The sequence below is a fragment of the Zobellella denitrificans genome, assembly GCF_002407485.1.
In the GTDB taxonomy this organism is placed as follows: domain Bacteria; phylum Pseudomonadota; class Gammaproteobacteria; order Enterobacterales; family Aeromonadaceae; genus Oceanimonas; species Oceanimonas denitrificans.
Window position 1 is genome coordinate 2,724,441 of record NZ_CP012621.1, and the last position, 22,652, is coordinate 2,747,092.

18 protein-coding genes and 1 tRNA gene are annotated in these 22,652 nt (G+C 52.9%); 4 read left to right on the forward strand and 15 right to left on the reverse strand.

The features are described from left to right. Positions 1-3 precede the first annotated feature (3 nt). The 13 genes from AN401_RS19835 to AN401_RS12965 all read right to left on the reverse strand — a co-directional run bounded on the left by AN401_RS19835 (position 4) and on the right by AN401_RS12965 (position 11,870). Positions 4-1,236 carry a hypothetical protein gene (locus tag AN401_RS19835; RefSeq protein WP_157772272.1) on the reverse strand — a complete coding sequence of 411 codons (1,233 nt, stop codon included), beginning with the start codon at positions 1,234-1,236 and terminating at the stop codon, positions 4-6. Then, positions 1,227-2,108 carry a glycosyltransferase family 2 protein gene (locus AN401_RS12910; RefSeq protein ID WP_096779595.1) on the reverse strand — a complete coding sequence of 294 codons (882 nt, stop codon included), beginning with the start codon at positions 2,106-2,108 and terminating at the stop codon, positions 1,227-1,229. Before AN401_RS12910 ends, AN401_RS19835 begins: the two co-directional genes overlap by 10 nt. 10 nt (positions 2,109-2,118) lie before the next feature. Further along, positions 2,119-3,330: a glycosyltransferase family 4 protein gene (locus AN401_RS12915; protein WP_096779596.1), complete on the reverse strand. Its 1,212-nt coding sequence runs from the start codon at positions 3,328-3,330 to the stop codon at positions 2,119-2,121. Between the two features lie 6 nt (positions 3,331-3,336). Next, on the reverse strand, positions 3,337-4,626 hold the full coding sequence (locus AN401_RS12920) for an O-antigen translocase (RefSeq protein ID WP_096779597.1): 1,290 nt from the start codon (positions 4,624-4,626) through the stop codon (positions 3,337-3,339). After that, entirely contained in the window at positions 4,623-5,747 is a 1,125-nt protein-coding gene (locus AN401_RS12925) for a DegT/DnrJ/EryC1/StrS family aminotransferase (RefSeq protein ID WP_096779598.1), read from the reverse strand. The genes AN401_RS12920 and AN401_RS12925 overlap by 4 nt, the downstream gene beginning before the upstream one ends. Beyond that, on the reverse strand, positions 5,744-6,682 hold the full coding sequence (locus AN401_RS12930; RefSeq protein ID WP_198401738.1) for a GNAT family N-acetyltransferase: 939 nt from the start codon (positions 6,680-6,682) through the stop codon (positions 5,744-5,746). Before AN401_RS12930 ends, AN401_RS12925 begins: the two co-directional genes overlap by 4 nt. Next, positions 6,679-7,614, reverse strand: a complete 936-nt coding sequence (locus AN401_RS12935; protein WP_096779599.1) for a glycoside hydrolase family protein — start codon at positions 7,612-7,614, stop codon at positions 6,679-6,681. Before AN401_RS12935 ends, AN401_RS12930 begins: the two co-directional genes overlap by 4 nt. Then, a complete protein-coding gene (locus AN401_RS12940; protein WP_096779600.1) occupies positions 7,614-8,288 on the reverse strand; it encodes an acetyltransferase in 675 nt (224 codons plus the stop codon). The genes AN401_RS12935 and AN401_RS12940 overlap by 1 nt, the downstream gene beginning before the upstream one ends. Then, positions 8,275-8,682, reverse strand: coding sequence for a sugar 3,4-ketoisomerase (locus tag AN401_RS12945; protein WP_096779601.1), 408 nt, complete (start codon positions 8,680-8,682; stop codon positions 8,275-8,277). Before AN401_RS12945 ends, AN401_RS12940 begins: the two co-directional genes overlap by 14 nt. After that, the gene (gene rfbA / locus AN401_RS12950; protein WP_096779602.1) at positions 8,682-9,566 is read right to left on the reverse strand and encodes a glucose-1-phosphate thymidylyltransferase RfbA; all 885 of its coding nucleotides are present in this window, start codon (positions 9,564-9,566) and stop codon (positions 8,682-8,684) included. The genes AN401_RS12945 and rfbA overlap by 1 nt, the downstream gene beginning before the upstream one ends. After that, positions 9,559-10,638, reverse strand: coding sequence for a dTDP-glucose 4,6-dehydratase (gene rfbB / locus AN401_RS12955; protein ID WP_096779603.1), 1,080 nt, complete (start codon positions 10,636-10,638; stop codon positions 9,559-9,561). Before rfbB ends, rfbA begins: the two co-directional genes overlap by 8 nt. 63 nt (positions 10,639-10,701) lie before the next feature. Then, the gene (locus tag AN401_RS19840) at positions 10,702-11,394 is read right to left on the reverse strand and encodes a Wzz/FepE/Etk N-terminal domain-containing protein (protein ID WP_157772274.1); all 693 of its coding nucleotides are present in this window, start codon (positions 11,392-11,394) and stop codon (positions 10,702-10,704) included. A 402-nt stretch (positions 11,395-11,796) separates the two neighbouring features. Next, positions 11,797-11,870, reverse strand: a tRNA-Gly gene (locus AN401_RS12965). A 439-nt stretch (positions 11,871-12,309) separates the two neighbouring features. Between AN401_RS12965 and rcsF the strand changes: the two genes are divergently transcribed. From rcsF to AN401_RS12985, 4 genes are all read left to right on the forward strand, one after another. Further along, the gene (gene rcsF / locus AN401_RS12970) at positions 12,310-12,678 is read left to right on the forward strand and encodes an Rcs stress response system protein RcsF (RefSeq protein WP_096779605.1); all 369 of its coding nucleotides are present in this window, start codon (positions 12,310-12,312) and stop codon (positions 12,676-12,678) included. Beyond that, complete coding sequence (gene tsaA, locus AN401_RS12975; RefSeq protein WP_096779606.1) at positions 12,678-13,382, forward strand: tRNA (N6-threonylcarbamoyladenosine(37)-N6)-methyltransferase TrmO; 705 nt, start codon at positions 12,678-12,680, stop codon at positions 13,380-13,382. Before rcsF ends, tsaA begins: the two co-directional genes overlap by 1 nt. 232 nt (positions 13,383-13,614) lie before the next feature. After that, on the forward strand, positions 13,615-15,333 hold the full coding sequence (locus AN401_RS12980) for a proline--tRNA ligase (protein WP_096779607.1): 1,719 nt from the start codon (positions 13,615-13,617) through the stop codon (positions 15,331-15,333). 277 nt (positions 15,334-15,610) lie between these two features. Further along, complete coding sequence (locus AN401_RS12985; protein ID WP_096779608.1) at positions 15,611-16,762, forward strand: patatin-like phospholipase family protein; 1,152 nt, start codon at positions 15,611-15,613, stop codon at positions 16,760-16,762. Between the two features lie 1,313 nt (positions 16,763-18,075). Here AN401_RS12985 and tilS read toward each other — a convergent pair. Both tilS and AN401_RS12995 read right to left on the reverse strand, forming a co-directional pair. After that, positions 18,076-19,407 (reverse strand): tRNA lysidine(34) synthetase TilS, encoded by a 1,332-nt coding sequence (tilS, locus tag AN401_RS12990; protein ID WP_096779609.1) that lies wholly within the window; start codon positions 19,405-19,407, stop codon positions 18,076-18,078. Further along, positions 19,398-22,283, reverse strand: a complete 2,886-nt coding sequence (locus tag AN401_RS12995; protein ID WP_096779610.1) for a ligand-binding sensor domain-containing diguanylate cyclase — start codon at positions 22,281-22,283, stop codon at positions 19,398-19,400. Before AN401_RS12995 ends, tilS begins: the two co-directional genes overlap by 10 nt. Positions 22,284-22,652: the final 369 nt, after the last annotated feature.

Sequence of the window (22,652 nt, forward strand, 5' to 3'; positions counted from 1 at the left end):
AACTCATTTTGAAATATGACAGTAACAAAAGAAATTATACTTAAAATAGAAATAAAAAAACACAGAAAAAAACAAAGTAGTTACTTCATTCCTATAAAAAGCATCACCTTTAAAATTTATTAAGATTAAACATAAAAAAACTGAAAAGACAACCCAAAAACATTGCTTACCCAGATAAAGAGAATTAAAAACAAACAGAAAATAAAACCCCAACAGCATCAAAAGGTAAAAAAGACCACCATAATTTATAGATATTATATATCCAACATCAGAATTTCTTTCAGCATGAAAAACATTGACCCCATCACCAAACAAAAGACCCCAGCCATCAGGAATAAAAAACATGTCACCCAAGACTGAAAAAGTTCCAAGCAATCGCCCATCAAGCAACTGACGCAACTCTTCCACTCCAGCTAAGAACCAATGATTTAAACCGACTTCCAAGTCATACCAAAAGGAAAGAAAATAAGCAAACACAGACAACAAAAGAAACAAAGAGAGCAACTTATAAAAGTTACTATATTTAATTAAATATGGAGCATAAAAAACAACCAAAAAAAATAAAACCAACAATCCGACTCTGGCATTAAGGTATATAGAAAAAATAAAAAAAGGAACAAACAAAAAGTAGAATATATTACTCCTAACACTCTTAATAAAAGAGAACAAAGCAGCAATAGCCATAAATACCGGCATAGTAAATGTGTAGTTTGTCGAAAAGCCATATATTCTATAATGCAACACAGCGCTTAACACTTCCTTGTATCTATCATCAATAACAGCCAATGTGAGAAACTCTCTTACTGATGAAGAAAAATATGAAATCACAACAAAAAAAGATTGAATTATTGAAACCAGAAAAAATAACTTAAAAAGCTTATCCTCTCCATTACTTTTAAAAAAAACAAAATAAGAAAGAAAAAATGAAAATGGAATGACACCAAGAAAAACCTGAATAACCCTGTAAACAAAAACAAGATTTTCCAGTTCAAAGTCATTGTGAAAAGCTGAGAAAAACTCACGAAGCAAAAAGAAAACCAAAAAAAACACAAAAGCAAAAACGATATAAAGGTTTCGTTTCAAAAAAGAAAAAAAACAAAATAGGCTATTTCTATCCCACAAAAAAATGATAAAACAAAACATAGATGATAGAAAAAAGCCGACCCCCCCCCCATTAAAGAAAAGATAAAAAAACAACATTACAACAACAAAAAGATACTGAATTTTTATCGCCATAGCAAAACTAACTTCGCAAGCGCAACATAAAAGTCCTTTTCGCTCCAAAAAGACAAAGAATGGAGCATCGACTTAATGGCAAAAAGTTTGTGTTTTTTAATCGATGAATACCAAACAAAGTTTCTAAAGTGCCATAACTTTATTGCTTGCGCATAAACAGGCTCACTCTTATACATATCAATACAAAATTTATGACCTTCAGATATCCTTATGTTTTTCAACTTGTCATTAAAATTACTCGGGTAACGATAATAAGAAAGGTAATCGTCTATGAATCCGATCTTATACTTCTTTGCTATCTTCAAATTCAGATAAAAGTCTTCAGTCCATATACCTTCTTTATAAAGGCCAACCTCTTCATCATCGAAGAGATCCCTCCTGAAAATATAACCTGGCAACGGATGAAACTTTTGAAAAATCAGTTCATTGAAAACTTCCCCCCCTTTCAAGTTGGAGTTTGCCATTTCGGTTTCCCTCTCCAGAATTCTATCATCTTCATCCACAAAGTAATTCTTGTTATATGCAAAAGGTACATCCTCATTTTTTTCCATATAGGCAACTTGCTTTTCAATTTTATCTGGAGCCCAATAATCATCAGAGGCACTGATAGAAAAATACTTTCCTTCTGAAAATTCTCTTATAGCTCGATTTAACGTCGCTGCACACCCTCTGTTTTCTTGTGAAACAAAAACAAAATCAAATCGTTCATTAAGCTCTTTTATTACTTCAACAGAATTATCTGAAGATCCATCATCAATAACAACCAATTTAATGTTATTATATGTTTGATTCAAAATACTTAATATAGTCTTCTCTACATAAGCCTCATGATTAAAAACTGGAACAGCCACAGTAACCAATGGACACATCATAAAAACCTTCTTACTTTTTACCTAGTATCTTGTTAATAAACATTGCTACTTTATGAGCATGTCCTTGAGGTGTTTTTTGGGAAAGACTGAACTTTTTACCTTTATCACCTAGTGTAAAAAGTTCAGACTTACTCATAGATGCCACTGCCTCTATCTTCTCTCTAAAGTCCGTGACGTTATCACTATCAAAATATATAAAAAACTCATCGTAGTCGCTAGGTATGGAATTAAGCTTAGTAGTTAGAACTGGCTTACCAAATGAAAGATATTCTAGCAATTTTGATGGGAACGACAAATTTTCAATGTAGCCATCTTTCATTCTAGGATTAACAAATACATCTGCACCTGAAAACAAGCCATCGAGCTCGTCACCTGACTTGAAACCTAAATACTTAATTCTGGGATCCTTGTCAGATACACCCTGAATATATTCAGCAGAACTGCCTTTCCCTAGAACAGTTAAAGTTATATTATCTAACTTACAACTACTAAACGCATCCACAAATTCGTTAATACCATATTCCTTAAACAAACCTCCAGCATAAAGAAAGTTAACAGTCTCTTGCTTGTTGGAAAATGATTTAGACAATAAAGCTTTTGAAGGTTCAACAAAGCCTTCTAAAATTATACTTTCTGTATCTAATGATAAATTTTCAATTAACCCTGGTGCAACAGCTATTACTCCATCCGCTTTGCTGAGCAGAGTTCTGACTATCAATACATCTATTTTTTTCAAAAACCTTGAGAAAGCCCCATCACTACCGATGATCACTCCAGGTGGATCAGTTAATATCGCCACAAATTTCTTCTTTAATAGGAAACAGAACAACCAAGAAGAAACCAGATATGGTGAATGAACACCATGAACAAACACTATATCAAAAGATTTTTTTTTATTAATAGAAAACAATGATATGATCGAAGAAAATAATCTGGTTATATGCTTAAAAACAAGAACATTAATAAAGAAAAGCTTTTGTAGCTTATATCCTTTGCAATCATTCAATCCCCCTTTAAAAAAAATCTTTTTATATCTGGGGTAATTGCTAACAGGTTCCGAACTAACCAGCTCAACATCAATACCCGCTTTCGACAGGCAATCGACAAAATTCCATGCAAACTTGTGCGTTTGAATGGGCATTTGCTGATCATTCTCGCAAATCGTTTGAATATCTTCATCTGGTATTGTAAAACCCAAGAAGATTACAGATGTAGCTACCATAATATATCAAAAAACCTCAACCTTAATTTCCCCATTTTTTTTACTGGAGTTGCAATTAAGCCAATATACAAATACAAAAACCATTAGTATGAAATATAAAATATGATTCAGTGCATATGACATGGATGCAGCTTTAAACCCGTAAGCCGGCACAAGGAGCGTAATAAAAAAACAATATAACGCCGAAAAAAATACCTCGGTTATTATAAATGTTTTATACATGTTTTTACCAAGCATGATACATGCCAAGACCCAAGCGTTAATCTTTATCACATCACCAAACAACTGCCAAGGCAACAATTCGTTTAGCACCATGAACTGCTTGGTAAACAATAAAGAAACAACTTGTTCCTTAAATATAAAGACAGAAACAGATAAAATTATTGAAGTTGGAAAAACCAGCAATAAAACCTTTTTAACCTCACTCACAATCTCTTTGTTTTCTTTTATTTCAGATATCCTAGGGATATAATAAACCGACAAGGTGCTTATCAAAAACATTAAATAAGCATTACTCAGTCTATTTGCCGCTTCCCAATAACCGGCATAATCCCACCCTAGGGAATCTCCAATATAATTACGAATATAAATATAACTCAGTGGAACACAAATTGCCGATGTTATAGCCATAGCAGTATACTTGAGCAATTTTTTTGCAATCGTAAAGTCAATCGTTCCAAAAAAGTTAGATATATGAAACCATGAAAGCCTAGACACCAAATATGCTGTAGCGATAAAAGACAAAGACTGATAAACAGTAAGTCCTATCAAGGCACCACTCAGCCCCATATAAAAAGAAAGAAGTGATGTAATTAAAAGCGAAAGAATACTCCCAACAATACTGGACAGAACATAACACCTAACTTCTTTTTTGCCATTTATTACTGACAGTAATAATGTATTTAGTACAAGGAAAAGCAAACTTACTGAAAACCAGATGAACACATATCCTAGCGTATCATCTTCGAGAAAGAATACAGCCAAGCTTTTACTAAAAACAACCATAAGTATAGAAGTAAGCAAAGAGCCTACTATCGCTATTGTACCTGCTGTTCTCCAAAGTGTTTTTTGTTGTTCTTCGTTATCAAAATACTCCGCAGTATACTTTGTAACACCAGTAGTTACTGCACCACTAGCAATGGTAGAGATCATTTGTATGGCATTTTGTAACTGCCCCACCACCGCATAACCTGATGGGCCAACGTAAATAGCAAGTACTTTGTTAAGTGCAAGCATACAACCCATTCTAATTAAAACTGCAATGCCATTTAGAAAACTGGTTTTGATAAAAGTCATATATCAATTGGATAAAAAGAGTTACAAACATCAATAACTTTATTAACCTGCTGACGTGACATAACAGGGCTAAGAGGGAGACTAAGAACCTGTTTGTGAATACGCTCTGTTATTGGTAAACTTTGGGTTGAATATTCACTATACGCCTTCTGTTGATGAGGTGAGATAGGATAATGAACCAACGTTTGTATACCATTTTTTAACAAATGCTCTCTTAACTCTTCCCGCTTATGGCACCGTATAACGTACAAATGAAAAACATGCCATTCAATAGCCGGAAAACTCTCCACACCAACTGGCAGTGTTAAGTTACAATTATCTATCCGCCTTGTGTACTCATACGCAACTTCTTTTCTGAGAATCATTTCTGTATTGAGATGCTTGAGTTTAACCCTTAAAAAAGCTGCTTGTATTTCATCGAGCCTACTGTTAACCCCTTTATATTTATTTTCGTATTTTTGATGACTACCGTAGTTACCCAAGGCACGAATCGTATTCGCAAGCTCATCATCATTGGTTGTGACGGCACCTGCATCCCCCAAGGCCCCAAGGTTTTTACCTGGATAAAAACTGAAAGCTGAAGCATGCCCCCAACTGCCCGCCTTTTTGCCATTAATCGCCGCTCCATGTGCTTGCGCTGAATCTTCCAGAACCAGCAGGTCATGCTGTTCTGCTAAGGCCATAAGTTCAGGCATTGAGGCGAGCTGACCATAAAGATGAACCGCAAGAATGGCTTTGGTGCTGGGTGTAATTGCCGCTGCTGTTTTAATTGGACAAAGATTATATGTTTGCTCATCTGGCTCAACTAAAACTGGTTTTAATCTATTTTCAGTTATTGCAAGAATACTGGCAATGTAGGTATTAGCAGGGACGATTACTTCATCACCTTCTTTAATTTTCCCAAGCTCTTTCCAAGCACGTAATGTAAGTGTGAGCGCATCCAAACCATTAGCAACACCAATACAGTGTTTAGTGCCACAATAAGCGGCGAACTCAGACTCAAAATATTTCAGCTCTGAGCCTTGAATATACCACCCTGATTCAACAACCTTTGTTGCTGCATCCACAAGCTCATCTCGATACTGGGCATTAATAGATTTAAGATCAAGAAATGAAATCATTGGATATTAATCTCGTAAAAATCATGAACTGTTGATTTTGCACCAAAAGCATTTTTTTGTGCTAGCAACCCCTCATTAAGAACAGTTCCTGCCTGCTCGGTCGATATTCCGAAGTTGAAATAATGTCTGCTTGAATATTCATCTTTCATTAAATGAGAAATCAAATAATCAAGTGCTCCAACATCCTTACCTTCTTCTGTAGTGGCCATATATTGAGTATGAACAACATGTTTGGTAATAAACAAGACTGTTCCGGCCAGAACTACCCCCTTCCTCACCGCTAAAAATAACTTTATATTTTCAGGAAAAAGAGCATTTAGCTTATTTATTTCCTCAACTGTATGCGTAGGTGTTGCATCGTGCCTAGATAATACGTCAATTAGTACAGGCCAAAAAAGGTCAAAATTATCACTACCAACAATTTCAATTGATTCTTTTTTGGCTTTATTTACTGCCCACTTCCTTCCTTTTGAATATGAATAAGGTAAAGTCAAATCGACTGTAGAGTTCAAATCACGTCTGAATAATTTAGCCCCACACCGAAACAATGCGTAAAGATCATCTTGTGCAAAAGTACCACTATAGAAATCCGGCATTTTTTTATATATCATTCTTTCCACATTTTCATTCTTACAGAACATTAATAGGCTTTCAAAAATAGAAATAACATCAGGTGCTGTGATTTTAGGATCAACAATTAACCCACCAAAAGTAAGTCCTTGGTGTGAATATAATATATTTTCACTTCTGTTAGCCGGTAGCAGTGCTATCAATCGTTCTTTTTGATCATAAAACATTAAAGAACTATCTAAAAAACGATCAGCATGATACTCAATAAAGTTACGCATAAACATAAAGTGAGAGCCTTTAGATTTCTCTACAAACTCATTCCATGCTAGCTCTTTACTTTGATCATATTGAATAACTTTAATCACAAAGCACCTTCAACTAATTCTGCATAGCCAAAGCCTTCACGCCCCATATCATTTCCATTATAAAACATATAAGTTTTACCATTCGGAACAGTAATTAATGAAGGATAGCTTAAATGTTTTGAATCCCAACCCTCTTGGGATACCGTAATTCCAATACCTTTATCATCCCTAATCCAATTAACACCATCACTAGATATAGCCTGACCAGCTTCATAGCGACCATCTGTTGTTCCATAAGTGAAATTAATCAAATAATTTTCACCGAAACGATGCACTCGAGGACGACCAATTCTATATTCTTTGTTTTTCAAATTGTTTTTAATGATTTTATTCCCTGACGAAGGAAACGAAATACCATCTCGACTTTCAATATAATTTATATCATATTGAGGATAGTCTGTGTTATTTATCGTTTCCCAACCATTACCTGTTGCATACCAAACTTTAAAAACTCCATCTTCGACAAGAACGGAGTGAATGGCACGAATAAACTTACCTTCTTGAGTGCGATCAAGTATTGGGGTAGGGCTGATTCGATCAAAGTTATCCCCTCCGTCGTTACTAACTGCAAGCCCAGTGTATGCAAGAAACTTAGCTTTCTTGACAAGCTGAAAGCCTACATAATACATTCTTATTTCTTCGCCAACATTAATAATATCGCCAAGGATGACACCATTATCATCAAACATTCCTGGCTCACCTACGTCCAGAACAGGTTGCTCAGATACTTTTAGAATCATTGATGGATTATCACTTGATACATCAACATAACCAATACGACTGATGCCGTTAGTATCACGAAACCCAGCATAAACCCTAATAACATCTTTATTTAACAAAAATGCAGTTGGTGTTAGTGCCGAGTTATCCATCCAACCACCATCATATTTGGGTGAATATACGAGACCTTTTTTCTTCCATTTCAAATTCATTATTCTTTTATCCTAAAAAGTTTATGCGTAGTAACTTTAGATATATCAGTTTGTCGCTCTTGATATAATGCCCTGCACGCTGAACTCTTTTGGATAAGTGATGCTGCACCTATAAAGTTATCGTCATCCAGTTTAACACCGTCTTCTAGTGTAGAGTTCACACCTAAAAACGAACTTTCACCTATCTCACAAAAGCCGGATATAACACAATGGGAAGAGATGAAGCAGTGGTCTTTAATAACAGAACGGTGACCAAGATGATTACCACTCCACATTACAACATTGTTACCGACCTCAGTGAATGGTTGCAATGTATTATCCTCAAGAATAAAGCAATTCTGACCAATTTTTACATTCTGCCACACGAATGCTCGGCTACTAACATAAGAAACCAGCTCATAGCCCAAACCAACAGCTTTCATGTAAAGTTGCTTTCTGACTCTATTTAGCTTTGTTGAACTTGCCGCAACGAATGCTCCATAGCATTCAGGTGGGTATTTTTTTACAATTTCTTCAGTTGCAATTACAGGTAAACCGAATAAAGAACTCTCATTTAAAAATTCTTTATCCACTGTGAATGCAACAACTTCATACTCCGAGTCATGAGTGAAGTATTCATAAGCCAATAATGCTGTCTCACCACAGCCAAATATTATTATTTCATTTTTTTTCATGTACTTTCTCCATGAAAGAATCGTAGTTTCTGATGTAATCCATTTCATCATAGTGCTCACTGGCCAGCACCAGCAGTACACAATCCGAGCTAAAATCGTGCATTTCTCGCCAAATAAAATCATTAATCAGAATGCCTTTCGACGGCGAATCGAGCCATACACTTTCTTTTTTTTTGCCATCATCCAGAAGCATTCGGCACTTTCCCGACACGCATACCGCAACTTGTTTCAATGCCTTGTGTGCATGAAAACCACGAGCAACACCGGGCTGAGTGCCAAAGATGTAATAAACCCGTTTAATGGCAAAGGGAATGATTTTTTCAGCTTCCAGTGCGATTAGGGACCCTCGCTCATCTCCCAACGAAGGAAACGGGATCCATTGAACTAAACTCATTATTTATCTCTCAGCAGTTCAAGAAGATATTGACCGTAGCCATTCTTTTTCAAATCAGTGCCGGCTTTATGTAACTGCGCTGCAGTTAACCAGCCATTATTAAAAGCAATTTCTTCCAAGCAGGCTATTTTGTAGCCCTGGCGCATTTCTATGGTTTCCACAAAAGAGGCTGCCTGCAGCAAGCTTTCGTGAGTGCCAGTGTCCAGCCAGGCAAAGCCACGGCCCAGCAGCTCTACGTTCAATTCGCCACGCTCAAGATATGCCTGGTTAATACTGGTAATTTCCAGCTCGCCACGCTCCGAGGGCCGAACCTCTTTGGCAATGTTCACTACCTTGTTATCGTAAAAGTACAGGCCGGTTACTGCATAGTGAGACCTGGACTTAAGGGGTTTTTCCTCTATGGAAACAGCACGCTTGTTTTCATCAAACTCCACCACGCCAAAGCGTTCCGGATCTTTTACCTGATAACCAAATACAGTAGCGCCAGCTGGCCGTGCAGCCGCAGCACGCAGCATGGGAGTAAAACCCTGGCCGTAGAAGATGTTGTCACCCAGCACTAGACAGACATTGCTGTCGCCAATAAACTCTTCACCGATGATAAAGGCCTGGGCCAAGCCATCCGGGCTGGGCTGCGCGGCGTAGCTGAGTTCAATGCCAAAGCGGCTGCCGTCACCCAGCAGCCGCTTGAAACCACTACTATCTTCGGGTGTGGTGATGATCAGAACTTCCCGAATGCCGGCCAGCATCAGCACAGACAGCGGATAGTAGATCATGGGTTTGTCGTAAACTGGCAACAGCTGCTTGGAAACGCCCATGGTAATGGGATAAAGGCGGGTGCCGGAGCCGCCGGCCAGGATAATCCCCTTGCGATTGACTTTATTCATGGCTTACTCCCAACCGCTCGCGCTGGTAGCTGCCATCCTGCACCCGCCGGCACCAGTCCAGGTTGTTCAGATACCATTGTACGGTTTTGCGGATGCCGCTTTCAAAGGTTTCGAGCGGCTTCCAGCCCAGATCGCGCTCTATTTTGCCAGCGTTGATGGCATAGCGCATATCGTGGCCGGGGCGGTCGGCCACGTAAGTGATCAGTGAGGCGTGAGGCGTAAAGCGTGAAGGAGACAACTCATCCAGCAGAGTGCAGATGGTTTGCACCACTTCAAGGTTGGTTTTTTCGTTATGGCCGCCGATGTTGTAGGTTTCGCCCACTATGCCTTCGGTAACGACTTGGTAGAGTGCGCGGGCGTGGTCTTCCACATAGAGCCAGTCACGGATTTGGTTGCCCTTGCCGTAGATGGGCAGGGGTTTGCCTTCCAGGGCATTGAAGATAACCAGCGGAATGAGCTTTTCCGGAAAATGGTAAGGCCCATAGTTGTTGGAGCAGTTGGTCACCAAGGTGGGAAGCCCGTAGGTACGCTGCCAGGCCCGCACCAGGTGATCGGAACTGGCCTTGCTGGCGGAATAGGGGCTGCTGGGCGCGTAGGCGGTGGTTTCGGTAAACAGTGTTTGGTGCGCGGCTTCGTCTTCTTCCGGGTGCGGCAGGTCGCCGTACACTTCGTCGGTGGAAATGTGATGAAAACGGAAGGCCCGTTTGCGCTCTGCGCTCAGGCCGTTCCAGTAGCTTCTTGCCACTTCCAGCAGGGTGTAGGTACCCACTATGTTGGTGGTGATAAATTCCGCCGGGCCGTCGATGGACCTGTCCACATGGCTTTCTGCTGCCAAATGCATAATGGCATCGGGCTGATGCTCGGCAAATACGCGCTCAAGTTCGGGCCGGTTGCAAATGTCCACTTGCTCAAAGGCGTAGCGGGCGCTGCCACTTACCTCTACCAAGCTTTCCTGGTTGCCGGCATAGGTGAGCTTGTCTACGTTGACAACACTATCGTTAGTGTTATGAATGATATGACGGATAACGGCTGAGCCGATAAAACCAGCTCCGCCAGTAATTAAAACTTTCATTAGGCACACCAAAATCCGTAAGGAACATTAACTGTCATAAAACAAGTACCAGACAAGTCACCATTATTCACCAAGACTGGCACACACTTTACCTATAAATTCACGCATAAAAGCCGCAATAACGGAAAACATAATGGCTAGCATAAAACCTAGTGCAGCTATCAGCTTGGTTTTATCTTTAGGTTGGGTTGCTGGTAAGGGCTGAGCAACGGATGCAACAGAAGAGTTCAACGGCTGCAACTCGCTTGTTGCCGCTGACATTTTCAGTTGTTCTGTTAAATTCACCACCATCTGTTCGTGCCGAGCAAGTAATGGAGAGAGAATATTGTCATGATAACTAGTGACTTCCTCTTTTTGCTCCAAAGGCGCAACAGTTATCAACTTGATAATGTTATTGTTATTTTCAACTTCTATATCGACACTAAATTTTTTTGAACCATGAGCCCGTGGAATAAACGCTGATTCGAGTTGCGTTTTGATACCACTCAGAGGTTCAACAAACACTGTAGGTGATTTATAACCCACAGCCAAAAGGGTGGTGAAAGCCACTTGATCTTCTGCCATTGGTTGCGGGCGTTTCAGCCAGGCTATAGCCAACGAAGCCAGAAAGACCAGAATGAAGGTAGCGAGCAGCCAGTTACGACGTTTGACCAGTATCTTGGCGAGGTCAACAAGAGAGATTTCATCATCGCGGTAGTGATAGGGAGGAAGGGGCTGGGCAAACTGGGCATCTTGCGGGAGTTGCTGCTTGTTCATGTGCTTCTTCTAAAGTTGATGTAAGACAAGAGTTTTTACGCCGGGCACGCTACCGCCCGTAGGGTTGTGTTGGCCAATCCCCCACGGCCGTTAGCGCCGCCGGCACCTGGTGCCGGTGTAGCCGAAGCTTCTCGGTCAGCAAAGGTACATGACCACCCGGCATGGGTGAGCATTCTTTTGCATTTTGAGAATCATTCGGACTGCAGATCAAAAATGTGGGCCAAGTGTACTGAAATTCAGGGAACGATAAAACCTTGGATATATGGCAATTTTTGTCGCTAGTGTGGGTTAGGGAGTGAAATTAAAAATGAGAATCAATATCAAAAATAAATAAAAGTTAGTGGCCCCGCAAAGGCCGGGGTTTATTAGGGAAGGGATAAAAATGGATTTTATTCAAATGCTTGGAGCGGGTGAAGGGAATCGAACCCTCGTATGCAGCTTGGGAAGCTGCCGTTCTGCCATTGAACTACACCCGCATGGGAGGCGTGCTTGCAAGTGCTTAACTATAACCGGTTTTGTGTGTTCGGCAATCCCCCAAGTGGTTGATTGAACAAGGAGTGAGCGATATTAAGGGCAGGTTTTGTCTTGTGCCGATTTTATGGGGGCGGCTGCGGTGCTTTTTGCGACAGGAGTGGTCGAGGGGGCCTGGTCGGGTGGTTTGGTCGGGTGTCTTGGTCGAGAACCTTGGTCGAATAAATTCGACCCTACATGATGTGTTCCTGCTGCGCGGGAATGCAGGCGAGCCGCCTGCGCTCCAGGGGTGGGAATGCAGGCGGGCCTGTTTGTTCCCGCTGCGCGGGAATGCAGGCGGGCCGCCTGCGCTCCAAGAACCCGCTGCGCTCCGCGGAGCCATTGGCAGCCTTGCCGCCATGGTGCAGAATAGGCGCAGCTTCACTCTTCTATTAAGGACAAGTCATGCGTCTTCTTGGTGTTACCCTCGCCGCCCTCGCCCTTTCCGGTTGTGCCGGCTGGGGTTTCGACAGCAACGTTTCTCCCGCCGGTATCAAGGAATATTACAAGGGCGATGCGGTCCGGCTTTACAGCAAGGCGGAGCTGGAAGGGGTGAACTACGTGACCCTGGGCTCGGTGGAGGGCGAGGCCTGCCAGATAGAGGCCAACGAGGCACCACCCAAAGAGGCCGACGCCCGCGCCCAGCTGCGCCGCCGCGCCGCCGACATGGGCGCCAACGGCGTGGTGCTAGACAGTTGCATCCGCTTTAACGACATGCCCGGCTGCCTGGAGCAGGTGCTGTGCAGCGGCCAGGCCGTGGTGGTTGCCGACTGATGGAGCCGGTCTGCCTCGACCCCATAGGCCTGGTCCGCTCGCCCTACAAGGAAAAGTTCGCCGTGCCCCGCCAGCCGGGGCTGGTTACCCGCGCCCGCGCCCGGCTCGAGATACTGCCCCCCTACAACGAGCCCAGCGCCTTTCGCGGCCTGGCCGAGTTCAGCCACCTGTGGCTGGTGTTCGTGTTCCACCACACCCGGGAGCAGGGCTGGAACCCCACGGTGCGCCCGCCGCGCCTGGGTGGCAACGAGCGGGTGGGCGTGTTCGCCACCCGCTCCACCTTCAGGCCCAATCCCCTGGGGCTGTCGGTGGTGCAGTTGCTCGACATGTGCCGGGACGGCAGCAAAGTCTGGCTGGAGCTGGGCGGGGTGGATCTGGTGGACGGCACTCCGGTGGTGGACATCAAGCCCTACCTGCCCTGGGCCGACGCGGTGCCGGGCGCCCACGGCGGCTTTGCGCCGGCGCCGCCGGACATCAGCATGGAGGTAATCTTCAGCCCGGCGGCCGAGCTTGCCTGCGAGCGTTCCTCCATTCCGGAGCTTAAAGAGTTTATCACCGAGGTGCTGGTGCAGGATCCGCGCCCGGCCTACAAGCGGGTGGCCCAGAGCTGGCAGCAGTACGGGGTGCGCCTGTACCACTACAATGTGCGCTACGAGGTGTTCGGACAGCTCACCCGAGTGCTGAGTATTACCGAAGAGGAGTGAACCCTCCCCTTGGAGAGCAGGCGGCTCGCCTGCATTCCCGCGCAGCGGGAACCCGCGGTTCCTCACCTCCCCAAACCACAGGCATAACACCCATGCGGGCGAGCCGCCCGCGCTCCATCAGCCCGTGCAACGCCCCACGCCTCAGCTGTTACGCCTCGTGCTTCACGCTGCACAGCCCCCCTGCTACAATCGCTTTCTTTAACGGACTTTCAGCTCAACAAGGTTTAAGCGCATGCGTACCAGTCAATACTTGCTTTCCACCCTCAAAGAGACCCCGAGCGATGCCGAAGTGATCAGCCACCAGCTGATGCTGCGCGCGGGCATGATCCGCAAGCTGGCCTCCGGCCTCTACACCTGGCTGCCCAGTGGCCTGCGGGTATTGAACAAGGTGGCCGCCATAGTGCGGGAAGAGATGAACCGGGCCGGCGCCGTCGAGGTGCTTATGCCCATGGTGCAGCCCGCCGACCTGTGGCAGGAAACCGGCCGCTGGGACAAGTTCGGCCCCGAGCTGCTGCGCCTGAAAGACCGTCACGATCGCCCCTTTGTGCTGGGCCCCACCCACGAGGAAGTGATCACCAGCATGGTGCGCAACGAAGTGGCCTCCTACAAGCAGCTGCCGCTCAACCTGTACCAGATCCAGACCAAGTTCCGCGACGAAGTCCGTCCGCGCTTCGGGGTGATGCGCGCCCGCGAGTTCCTGATGAAGGACGCCTACTCCTTCCACACCAGCCAGCAAAGCCTGCAGCAAACCTACAACGACATGTACCAGGCCTACAGCCGGGTGTTCGAGCGCATGGGGCTGGACTTCAGGGCGGTGCTGGCGGATACCGGCGCCATCGGTGGCAGTGCCTCCCACGAGTTCCACGTGCTGGCCCAGAGCGGTGAGGACGACATCGCCTTCTCCACCGAGTCCGATTACGCCGCCAACATCGAGATGGCCGAGGCGGTGGCGCCCAAGGAGCACGCCGATGCTCCCACCCAGGCCATGACCCTGGTCGACACCCCCAACGCCAAGACCATTGCCGATCTGGTGGAGCAGTTCGGGCTGGACATTACCAAAACCGTCAAAACCCTGCTGGTGCGCGCCGCCGAAGACGAAGACTGCTCCCTGGTGGCGCTGATGGTGCGCGGCGACCACGAGCTGAACGAAGTAAAGGCCGAGAAGCTGCCCCAGGTGGCCAGCCCCCTCACCTTCGCCACCGAAGAAGAAATCCGCACCCTGGTGGGTGCCGGCCCGGGCTCCCTGGGGCCGCTCAACATGCCGGTGCCGGTGATCATCGACCGCGCTGTGGCGGTGATGAGCGACTTCGGCGCCGGCGCCAACATCGAAGACAAGCACTACTTCGGCCTTAACTGGGGCCGGGATCTGCCGCTGCCCCAGGTGGCCGACCTGCGCAACGTCAAGGAAGGGGACCCCAGCCCGGACGGCAAGGGCGTGCTGCAGATCAAGCGCGGCATCGAAGTGGGCCACATCTTCCAGCTGGGCAACAACTACTCCGCCAAGATGAACGCCACCGTGCTGAACGAAGACGGCAAGGCCGTGGTGCTGGAGATGGGCTGCTACGGCATCGGGGTGTCCCGCATCGTGGCCGCCGCCATCGAGCAGAACCATGACGAGCGCGGCATCGTCTGGCCGGACGCCATCGCCCCCTTCCAGGTGGCCATCATCCCCATGAACATGCACAAGTCCCACCGGGTGCAGGAAGTAGCGGAAAGGCTCTATGCCGAGCTGAAAAACGCCGGGGTGGATGTGCTGTTCGACGACCGCAAGGAGCGCCCGGGCGTGATGTTCGCCGACATGGAGCTGATCGGCATTCCCCACAGCATCGTCATCGGCGAGCGCGGCCTGGATAACGGCGTGGTGGAGTACAAGCACCGCCGCGGCGGCGACAAGGTGGAAGTGGCCATCGACGACGTGGTGGCGCAAATCCGCCAGGCCTTGGCCGGTTAGGCATAAAATGGGAGTGCGGGCGGGCCGCCCGCGCCCCAATTTGTGCAACATCTCAGCCTGGGTGGAGCACGCCCCCTGGAGCGCAGGCGGCTCGCCTGCATTTCCGCGCAGCGGAAACCCTTGGCTCCACAAACCACACCCCAACTTCGGCAAACACCCTTGCGGGCGGGCCGCTCGCGCCCCATCAGCCCCACAACCTGCGCTTGCTCACATGCCGGCCAACAGGCGCTTTCTGCCCCATTAACAAGCACTTATACTTGCTAAAAAGGGGGTCGTCATGGAACAAGAAGAAAGCAATGCCTGCGCCCTGGTGCTTACCGGCGGCGGTGCCCGGGCCGCCTACCAGGTGGGGGTGATCAAGGCCATCGCCGAGTGCTACCCGCGCGGCCATCATATTCCCTTCCCCATTCTTTGCGGCACCTCGGCCGGGGCCATCAATACCACCGGCCTGGCCTGCTATGCCTCTTGTTTCCACCTGGGAGTGCGCAAGCTGGAGTACGTATGGCGCCACCTGCATACCGAGGATATCCTGCGCCTGCAGCTTGGCCGGGTAGCCTGGCATTCCCTCAAAGGCATGATGCTGGATTTGATCGGCAGGCCCACCCAGACCCGCCTTTCCCTGTTCGACAACAGTCCGCTCGAACGCCTGCTGGAGCGGCTGATCGACTTTCAGCGTATCGACAACAACCTGCTCTACGGCGCCCTGGAGGTGCTGGCCGTCACCGCCTCCAACTACGACACCGGCGACTCCACCACCTTTTTCCAGGGCCGGCCCTACCACCAGCCCTGGGCCAGGGCCGGGCGCTCGGGGCGCTCCGCCGTCATAGCGCCGCCGCACCTGCTGGCCAGCTGCGCCCTGCCCTTCGTGTTCAAGCCCTGCCGGCTGCAGAACCACCACTACGGCGACGGCTCCATCCACCAGCTCAATCCGCTCAGCCCGGCCATCCACCTGGGGGCCCGCAAGATCCTTATCATCAGCCTGGCGTCGGAAGAAGCGGAGCCCGGTGTGCTGCCGAGCGATCCCAGCAGTTCCGATATCGCCGGCCACCTGCTGGACACCATTTTTACCGACGCCCTCACCTCCGACATAGAGCGGCTGCAACGCATCAACAGCACCATCAAGCTGGTGCCGGAGCGCAAGCGGGAGCAGCTCTCCCTGCGCCATATCGACAACCTGGTGCTCAAGCCGAGCAAGAACCTGGACGATCTCACCCTCAATCACTTCCACAAGCTGCCGCTCAATATCCGCGGCCTGCTGCGGCTGTTCGGGGTCAATGCGGGGGATGCCACCGGCCTGGCCAGCTTCCTGCTGTTCGAGCAGGACTACTGCCAGGAGCTGATCGAGCTGGGTTATAAGGATACCCACGCCCGCCTGGAGGAAGTGTGTCGCTTTCTGCTGGTGGACGAGCCGCTGCGAAAAACCGGCTGAATGGACGCGCTTTTGCATTTAAGGCGCCCGCCGCTCCCTGGAGCGTCTGCATTATCCTGGAGCGCAGGCGGCTCGCCTGCATTATCCTGGAGCGCAGGCGGCTCGCCTGCATTATCCTGGAGCGCAGGCGGCTCGCCTGCATTCCCGCGCAGCGGGAACCTTTGGCTTGGGTGCAACCCCCTTGCGGGCGGGCCGCCCGCGCCCCAATAGGTGCAATACCTCGGCATTTAAGGCGTACGCCATTCCCTGGAGCGCAGGCGGCTCGCCTGCATTCACGCGCAGCGGGAACCTTTGGCTTGGGTGCAGCCCCCTTGCGGGCGGGCCGCCCGCGCCCCAATTCGTGCAATACCTCGGCATTTAAGGCGTACGCCATTCCCTGGAGCGCAGGCGGCTCGCCTGCATTCCCGCGCAGCGGGAACCTTTGGCTTGGGTGCAGCCCCCTTGCGGTCGGGCCGCCCGCGCCCCAATTCGTGCAATACCCCGGCATTTAAGGCGTACGCCATTCCCTGGAGCGCAGGCGGCTCGCCTGCATTCCCGCGCAGCGGGAACCTTTGGCTTGGGTGCAGCCCCCTTGCGGGCGGGCCGCCCGCGCTCCAATTCGTGCAATACCTCGGCATTTAAGGCGTACGCCATTCCCTGGAGCGCAGGCGGCTCGCCTGCATTCCCGCGCAGCGGGAACCTTTGGCTTGGGTGCAGCCCCCTTTGCGGGCGGGCCGCCCGCGCCCCAATTCGTGCAATACCCCGGCATTTAAGGCGTACGCCATTCCCTAGAGCGCAGGCGGCTCGCCTGCATTCCCGCGCGGCGGGAACTTTTGGCTTGGGTGCAGCCCCCTTGCGGGCGGGCCGCCCGCGCCCCAATTCGTGCAATACCCCGGCATTTAAGGCGTACGCCATTCCCTGGAGCGCAGGCGGCTCGCCTGCATTATCCTGGAGCGCAGGCGGCTCGCCTGCATTCCCGCGCAGCGGGAACCCTTGGCTTGGGTGCAACACCCTTGCGGGCGGGCCGCCCGCGCCCCAATTCGTGCAATACCCCCGGTATTTAAGGCGTACGCCATTCCCTGGAGCGCAGGCGGCTCGCCTGCATTCACGCGCAGCGGGAACCTTTGGCTTGGGTGCAGCCCCCTTGCGGGCGGGCCGCCCGCGCCCCAATTCGTGCAATACCCCGGCATTTAAGGCGTACGCCATTCCCTGGAGCGCAGGCGGCTCGCCTGCATTCCCGCGCAGCGGGAACCTTTGGCTTGGGTGCAGCCCCCTTGCGGGCGGGCCGCCCGCGCTCCAAAAAAGCCATGCAGGCGGGCCGCCCGCACTCCAATTCAGTGGTTCTGCCCGTCCTGGGGTTGCCACTGCAGTCGCCAGCCGGGCTGATCCGGGGGGGAGGTGTATTCCTGGCAGATGAACAGGCCGGCCGCCGCCACCAGCCGGTCGCCGTCCAGCAGCAGGGGGAGGCGCTCCCGCTGCCAGGGCGGAATGGCGTATTCCTGCCACAGCTTCTTCAGCGGCCGGGAGCCGGCCCGGCCCTGGGGCCGGGCACGCAGGCCAGGTACGACAAAGGCCAGGCGCAGCCGGGCCGGATCCAGCCCGGCGGCCAGCTCCGCGCCCGTCTCCACCCATTCCAGCCTTATCCGCCCCACCCCGCAGTCCTGCCAGGTGCCGGCCTGCAGCGCCGGCAATGGTACCGGCGCCGCCCCCGGCTCGGGCAGGTAGAGCGCGCCCTGGTAGCGGCGGATCTCTTTGCTGCCCAGTTGGAGCCGCGGCGTGGCATCGGGGCGGGCCAGGGCCAGCTCCCGCCACAGGGCCGTCAGTTGGGCCCGGCTGCAATGGATGCCCTGGCCCTGCAACCAGTGGCGCAGGGCATTGCCGCGCCGGGCGGCGCTGAGCCGGGCCAGCCCCGCCACCGACAGGCCGCCGCCGGCGGTCAGCAGCCCCGGCAGATCCTGCTCCGCCAGCTCGCCGGCCAGCGCCAGTTGCTCGGCGCACAGCTCGGCGCTGCGGCTCAGGGTATCCATAAAGGAGGGCCACTGGGCCTGCAGCCTCGGCAGGATCTCGTTGCGCAGAAAGTTGCGATCGAAGCGGTTGTCGGCGTTGCTGGGATCCTCTACCCAGCTCAGCCCGGCCTCCCGGGCATGGGCTTCCAGCTGCGTGCGGGAGCAGTCCAGCAGGGGGCGCAGCTGCACCCCGGCGCCGAGCGGCCGGCTCGCGGGCATGGCCGCCAGCCCCGCCACCCCGGCGCCGCGCTTGAGCGCCAGCAGCAGGGTTTCGGCCTGGTCGTCCTTGTGGTGGCCGGTCAGCAGGGCGTCTCCGGGCGCCAGCTCAGCCGCCAGCGCCCGGTAACGCGCCTCCCGCGCCGCCGCCTCCAGGCTGATGCGCGGCCCCAGCGCCACCTGCACGGACAGGGTCCGGCACGGCACCCCCAATGCACTCGCCACGGCGGCACAGTGAGCGGGCCAGGCGTCCGCCGCCGCCTGCAGGCCGTGATGCACGTGGAGCGCGGTCAGCGCCCTGCCCTGCTCGGCGGCCAGGCGGGCGCACAGGGCCAGCAGCACGGTGGAATCGAGCCCGCCGCTGAAGGCCACGAACCAGCGCCCTTCCGGTGCCAGCTCCTGCATCTTGCGGCAAAAGTGCGGGTAAAGCGCGTTCACGACCATAACACCACCCGGTTGCGTCCCTCGCGCTTGGCCCGGTACAGGGCCTTGTCGGCGCAGGACAGCAGCTTGTCTTCGTCGGGCAGGGTGCCCGCCTCCGCCAGCCCCAGGCTGACGCTCAGGCGCAGGCCGGCGGCGATGGGGCCGCAGTCCATTTCCTCAATGGCCCGGCGCACCCGTTCGCAGATGCGGCGGGCATCCTCGACGGCGGTGTCCGGCAACAGCAGGGTGAACTCTTCGCCGCCCCAGCGCGCCGCCAGATCCCCGGCCCGCAGCTCGCGCCGCAATACCGCGGCCACCGCCTGGATGGCCTGGTCGCCCACCGCATGGGACCAGCGATCGTTCACCTGCTTGAAATGGTCGATGTCCAGCACCGCCAGGCACAGCGGCGCCGTGCCCCGGCTGGCCCAGGCCGCCTGCAGCCCTTCGTCGAAGGCCCGGCGATTGGCCAGGCCGGTCAGCTGGTCTTCCCGCGCCTGGCGCTCGAACGCCTGGGACTGGCGTTGCAGCTCGCCGGTCTTTTCCGCCACCTGCTGCTCCAACTGCTCGGCCCGCCGCCGCAGCAGCCGCAGGCGCAACCGCATCAGCAGCCAGATACCGCCCAGCCCCAGGATGCCCAGGCTCCACCAGAACAGGGACCGCTGCCAGAAAAAGGGCGCAATGGTAAAGGCCAGGCGAGCTTCCTGTTCGCTCCAGTCACCGTAGGGATAGGCCGCCGCCACCCGGAACAGATAACGCCCCGGCGGCAGGTTGGTGTACTCGGCCTGGGCTTGGTGCTCACGCGGCACCCAATCCTGATCGAAGCCTTCCAGCAGGGTACGGTAGCGGATGCGCTCCGGCATCACGTAGCCCAGGCCGGCAAAGCGCAGTTGCAGGCGCTCGCTGCCCGCCGCCAGCCGCTGGGGGCCCGTTATCCCCGTCAACTGGCCGTTGACCTCCACCCCCTCCAGCACCACCGGCAGCCGGCTCCGGCCAAAGTCGGCCAGCCGCTCCGGCTGCACCCGGGCCACGCCCTTGGCGGTGGCAATCCAGACGCTGCCGTCGGCGGCCTGCACCGCCGCCGGGCCCGAGCCGCCGTTGGCCTGGCTGCTGGCCATGCCGTCCCCTTCTCCGAACAGCTCGAAACCAACCTGCGCCAGCTCGCCGTCGGCCACCCGGTGGGCATCGGCCTGCTCAATGCGGATAATGCCCCTGTTGGTGGTCAGCCAGAGCCCGCCCAGCCGGTCCGCCACGGGCTGGAACATCTTCTCCACCGGCAGGCCGTGCCGGCGCCCCACCACCGCCAGGCTGGCGTCCCGGTAGCGGTAGCGCAGCAGGCCCCGGTCGGTGGCCATCCACAGGTGGCGGCCATCCGGCTCCTGGTAAAAGCCGAAGGCGTACTCGGCGTTTTCCTGGCTGTTGAGGTAGAGCGGCGTGACGGTGCCGTCGCGCACCCGGGCCGCCCCCACCCCTGTCCCCACCCAGATATCCCCGTTCACCGCCTCGAACAGGTTCATCACAAAGTCGCCGGGCAGGCCGTCCGCCTGGGTATAGGTGCGGATGCCGTCCTCCGCCAGCCGGTTCAGCCCCTTGGCGGTGCCCACCCAGAGGCTGCCGTCCCGGGCCGGCAGCACGGCCCGCACCTCGTTGGCGCCGAGGCCGCTCTCCCGGTCGAGGATCTCCGCCAGCTCCCCGTCCTGCAGCCGCAGCAGGCCATGAGTATAGGTCCCCACCCACAGCTCGCCTCGCCGGCCTTCGGCCAGGCTGAGCACGGAGGGAATGCCGCCATCGGGCAGGCGCAGCGGCAGGCTGGTGATGCTGTCGCCGCGGATCTGGCTGAGCCCGTTGCTGCTGCCCACCCAGACCGAGCCGTCGCTGTGGGCCAGCACGGTGCGCACATAGTTGCCGGCCAGGCCGTCGTCCTGGGTGTAGCTGGTGAAGGGGGCGTCGCGCAGCCGCAGCAGGCCGCCATTGGTGCCCACCCAGATGCTGCGCTCGGCGTCCTGGAACAGCGACACCACCCGCTTGTCCGGCAGCCCCTGCGCCAGCCCCAGGCGCTCCAGGCCGAACCGGCTGACCCGGACCAGCCCCCGGTCGATGGTACCCAGCCAGAGGGAACCTTCATCATCCAGCAGCAGGCTGCTGACGGCCTCCCCGGCCAGGGCCGGTGAATGGGGCCGGGCGCTGTCGTCCTCCCACACATAGAGCCCCTGCTCGGAGCCGATCAGCAGCCGCCCCCGCTCGTCGTGCAGCAGGGCCAGCACCGGCACCGGCGGCACCCCGGGCACCACGGCCACCTCGCCGTCCCGGATCCAGGCCAGGCCCTGGGAGGTGCCGGCCCATATCCGCCCGTCGTCGTCTTCCAGCAGGCGGTAGACCCCGGCCCCGGGCAGGCCCTCGGCCACGCCGTAGTGGTGCTCGCCCCTGCCGTCGCGCATATAGATGCCCTCGCCCTCGGTGGCGAACCACAAGCGACCGCGGCGGTCGCGCAGCACATGGTTGACCATGGCGGCCACCGGCGGCTCGGCCGTCCAGCGCTGCTGCTCGTAGCGGCTGACGCCGCCCCGTGCCCCGGCCACCAGCACGCCCTGGCCGTCCGGCGTCAGGCTGCGCAGCCCGGAGTCGGGCAGGCCGGTGTGCTCGCCCCGCTCGAACACCCTGAACTCCCGGCCGTTGTAACGGGCCACCCCTTCCCAGGTGGCAAACCACAGGTAGCCTTCGCTGGTCTGGGCGATGGCGTTGATGGAGTTGTGGGGCAGGCCGTTGCGGGTGGTCCAGGTGTCCTGGTAATAGTGGGAAAGCGGCGCCTGGGCGGCAGAAAGGGAGGATGACAATAGCAGCAGCAGGCCGAGGAGCCAGTTGAATCGACGAAGGAGAGGCGGCGGGATCTTGAGCTTCATGGCGAGAACTTCATACCTCTGGTCCAATACGTTCGAGCCGCTTGGGGGCACTTTGCCTGGAGCGCAGGCGGCTCGCCTGCATTTCTAACTCGTAGGGTCCACTTTAGTGGACCGTCCCGCCACCGGCGCCGTGGTCCGGTCGAATAAATTCGACCCTACAAACACCTCCAACCGTAGGGTCCACTTTAGTGGACCGTCCCGCCACCGGCGCCGTGGTCCGGTCGAATAAATTCGACCCTACAACAGGAGCACAGCGGGGACTCTCGGCTTGGGTGCAAGGTTCCATGCGGGCGGGCCGCCCGCGCCCCAGGGCGTGCACTGCCCCGGCATTTAGGGCGCAGGCCGTTTTGGAGCGCAGGCGGGCCGCCC

What these genes read in the sequence shown, in the direction of transcription:
- AN401_RS12985 (WP_096779608.1), top strand. Translation starts at nt 15,611, where the DNA reads ATGGAACAAGAAGAAAGCAATGCCTGCGCCCTGGTGCTTACCGGCGGC.
- AN401_RS12915 (WP_096779596.1), bottom strand. Translation starts at nt 3,330, where the DNA reads ATGGTAGCTACATCTGTAATCTTCTTGGGTTTTACAATACCAGATGAA.
- AN401_RS19835 (WP_157772272.1), bottom strand. Translation starts at nt 1,236, where the DNA reads ATGGCGATAAAAATTCAGTATCTTTTTGTTGTTGTAATGTTGTTTTTT.
- AN401_RS12940 (WP_096779600.1), bottom strand. Translation starts at nt 8,288, where the DNA reads ATGAAAAAAAATGAAATAATAATATTTGGCTGTGGTGAGACAGCATTA.
- AN401_RS12920 (WP_096779597.1), bottom strand. Translation starts at nt 4,626, where the DNA reads ATGACTTTTATCAAAACCAGTTTTCTAAATGGCATTGCAGTTTTAATT.
- AN401_RS12980 (WP_096779607.1), top strand. Translation starts at nt 13,615, where the DNA reads ATGCGTACCAGTCAATACTTGCTTTCCACCCTCAAAGAGACCCCGAGC.
- AN401_RS19840 (WP_157772274.1), bottom strand. Translation starts at nt 11,394, where the DNA reads ATGAACAAGCAGCAACTCCCGCAAGATGCCCAGTTTGCCCAGCCCCTT.
- rfbB (WP_096779603.1), bottom strand. Translation starts at nt 10,638, where the DNA reads ATGAAAGTTTTAATTACTGGCGGAGCTGGTTTTATCGGCTCAGCCGTT.
- AN401_RS12910 (WP_096779595.1), bottom strand. Translation starts at nt 2,108, where the DNA reads ATGATGTGTCCATTGGTTACTGTGGCTGTTCCAGTTTTTAATCATGAG.
- AN401_RS12945 (WP_096779601.1), bottom strand. Translation starts at nt 8,682, where the DNA reads ATGAGTTTAGTTCAATGGATCCCGTTTCCTTCGTTGGGAGATGAGCGA.
- AN401_RS12935 (WP_096779599.1), bottom strand. Translation starts at nt 7,614, where the DNA reads ATGAATTTGAAATGGAAGAAAAAAGGTCTCGTATATTCACCCAAATAT.
- rcsF (WP_096779605.1), top strand. Translation starts at nt 12,310, where the DNA reads ATGCGTCTTCTTGGTGTTACCCTCGCCGCCCTCGCCCTTTCCGGTTGT.
- rfbA (WP_096779602.1), bottom strand. Translation starts at nt 9,566, where the DNA reads ATGAATAAAGTCAATCGCAAGGGGATTATCCTGGCCGGCGGCTCCGGC.
- AN401_RS12995 (WP_096779610.1), bottom strand. Translation starts at nt 22,283, where the DNA reads ATGAAGCTCAAGATCCCGCCGCCTCTCCTTCGTCGATTCAACTGGCTC.
- tilS (WP_096779609.1), bottom strand. Translation starts at nt 19,407, where the DNA reads ATGGTCGTGAACGCGCTTTACCCGCACTTTTGCCGCAAGATGCAGGAG.
- tsaA (WP_096779606.1), top strand. Translation starts at nt 12,678, where the DNA reads ATGGAGCCGGTCTGCCTCGACCCCATAGGCCTGGTCCGCTCGCCCTAC.
- AN401_RS12925 (WP_096779598.1), bottom strand. Translation starts at nt 5,747, where the DNA reads ATGATTTCATTTCTTGATCTTAAATCTATTAATGCCCAGTATCGAGAT.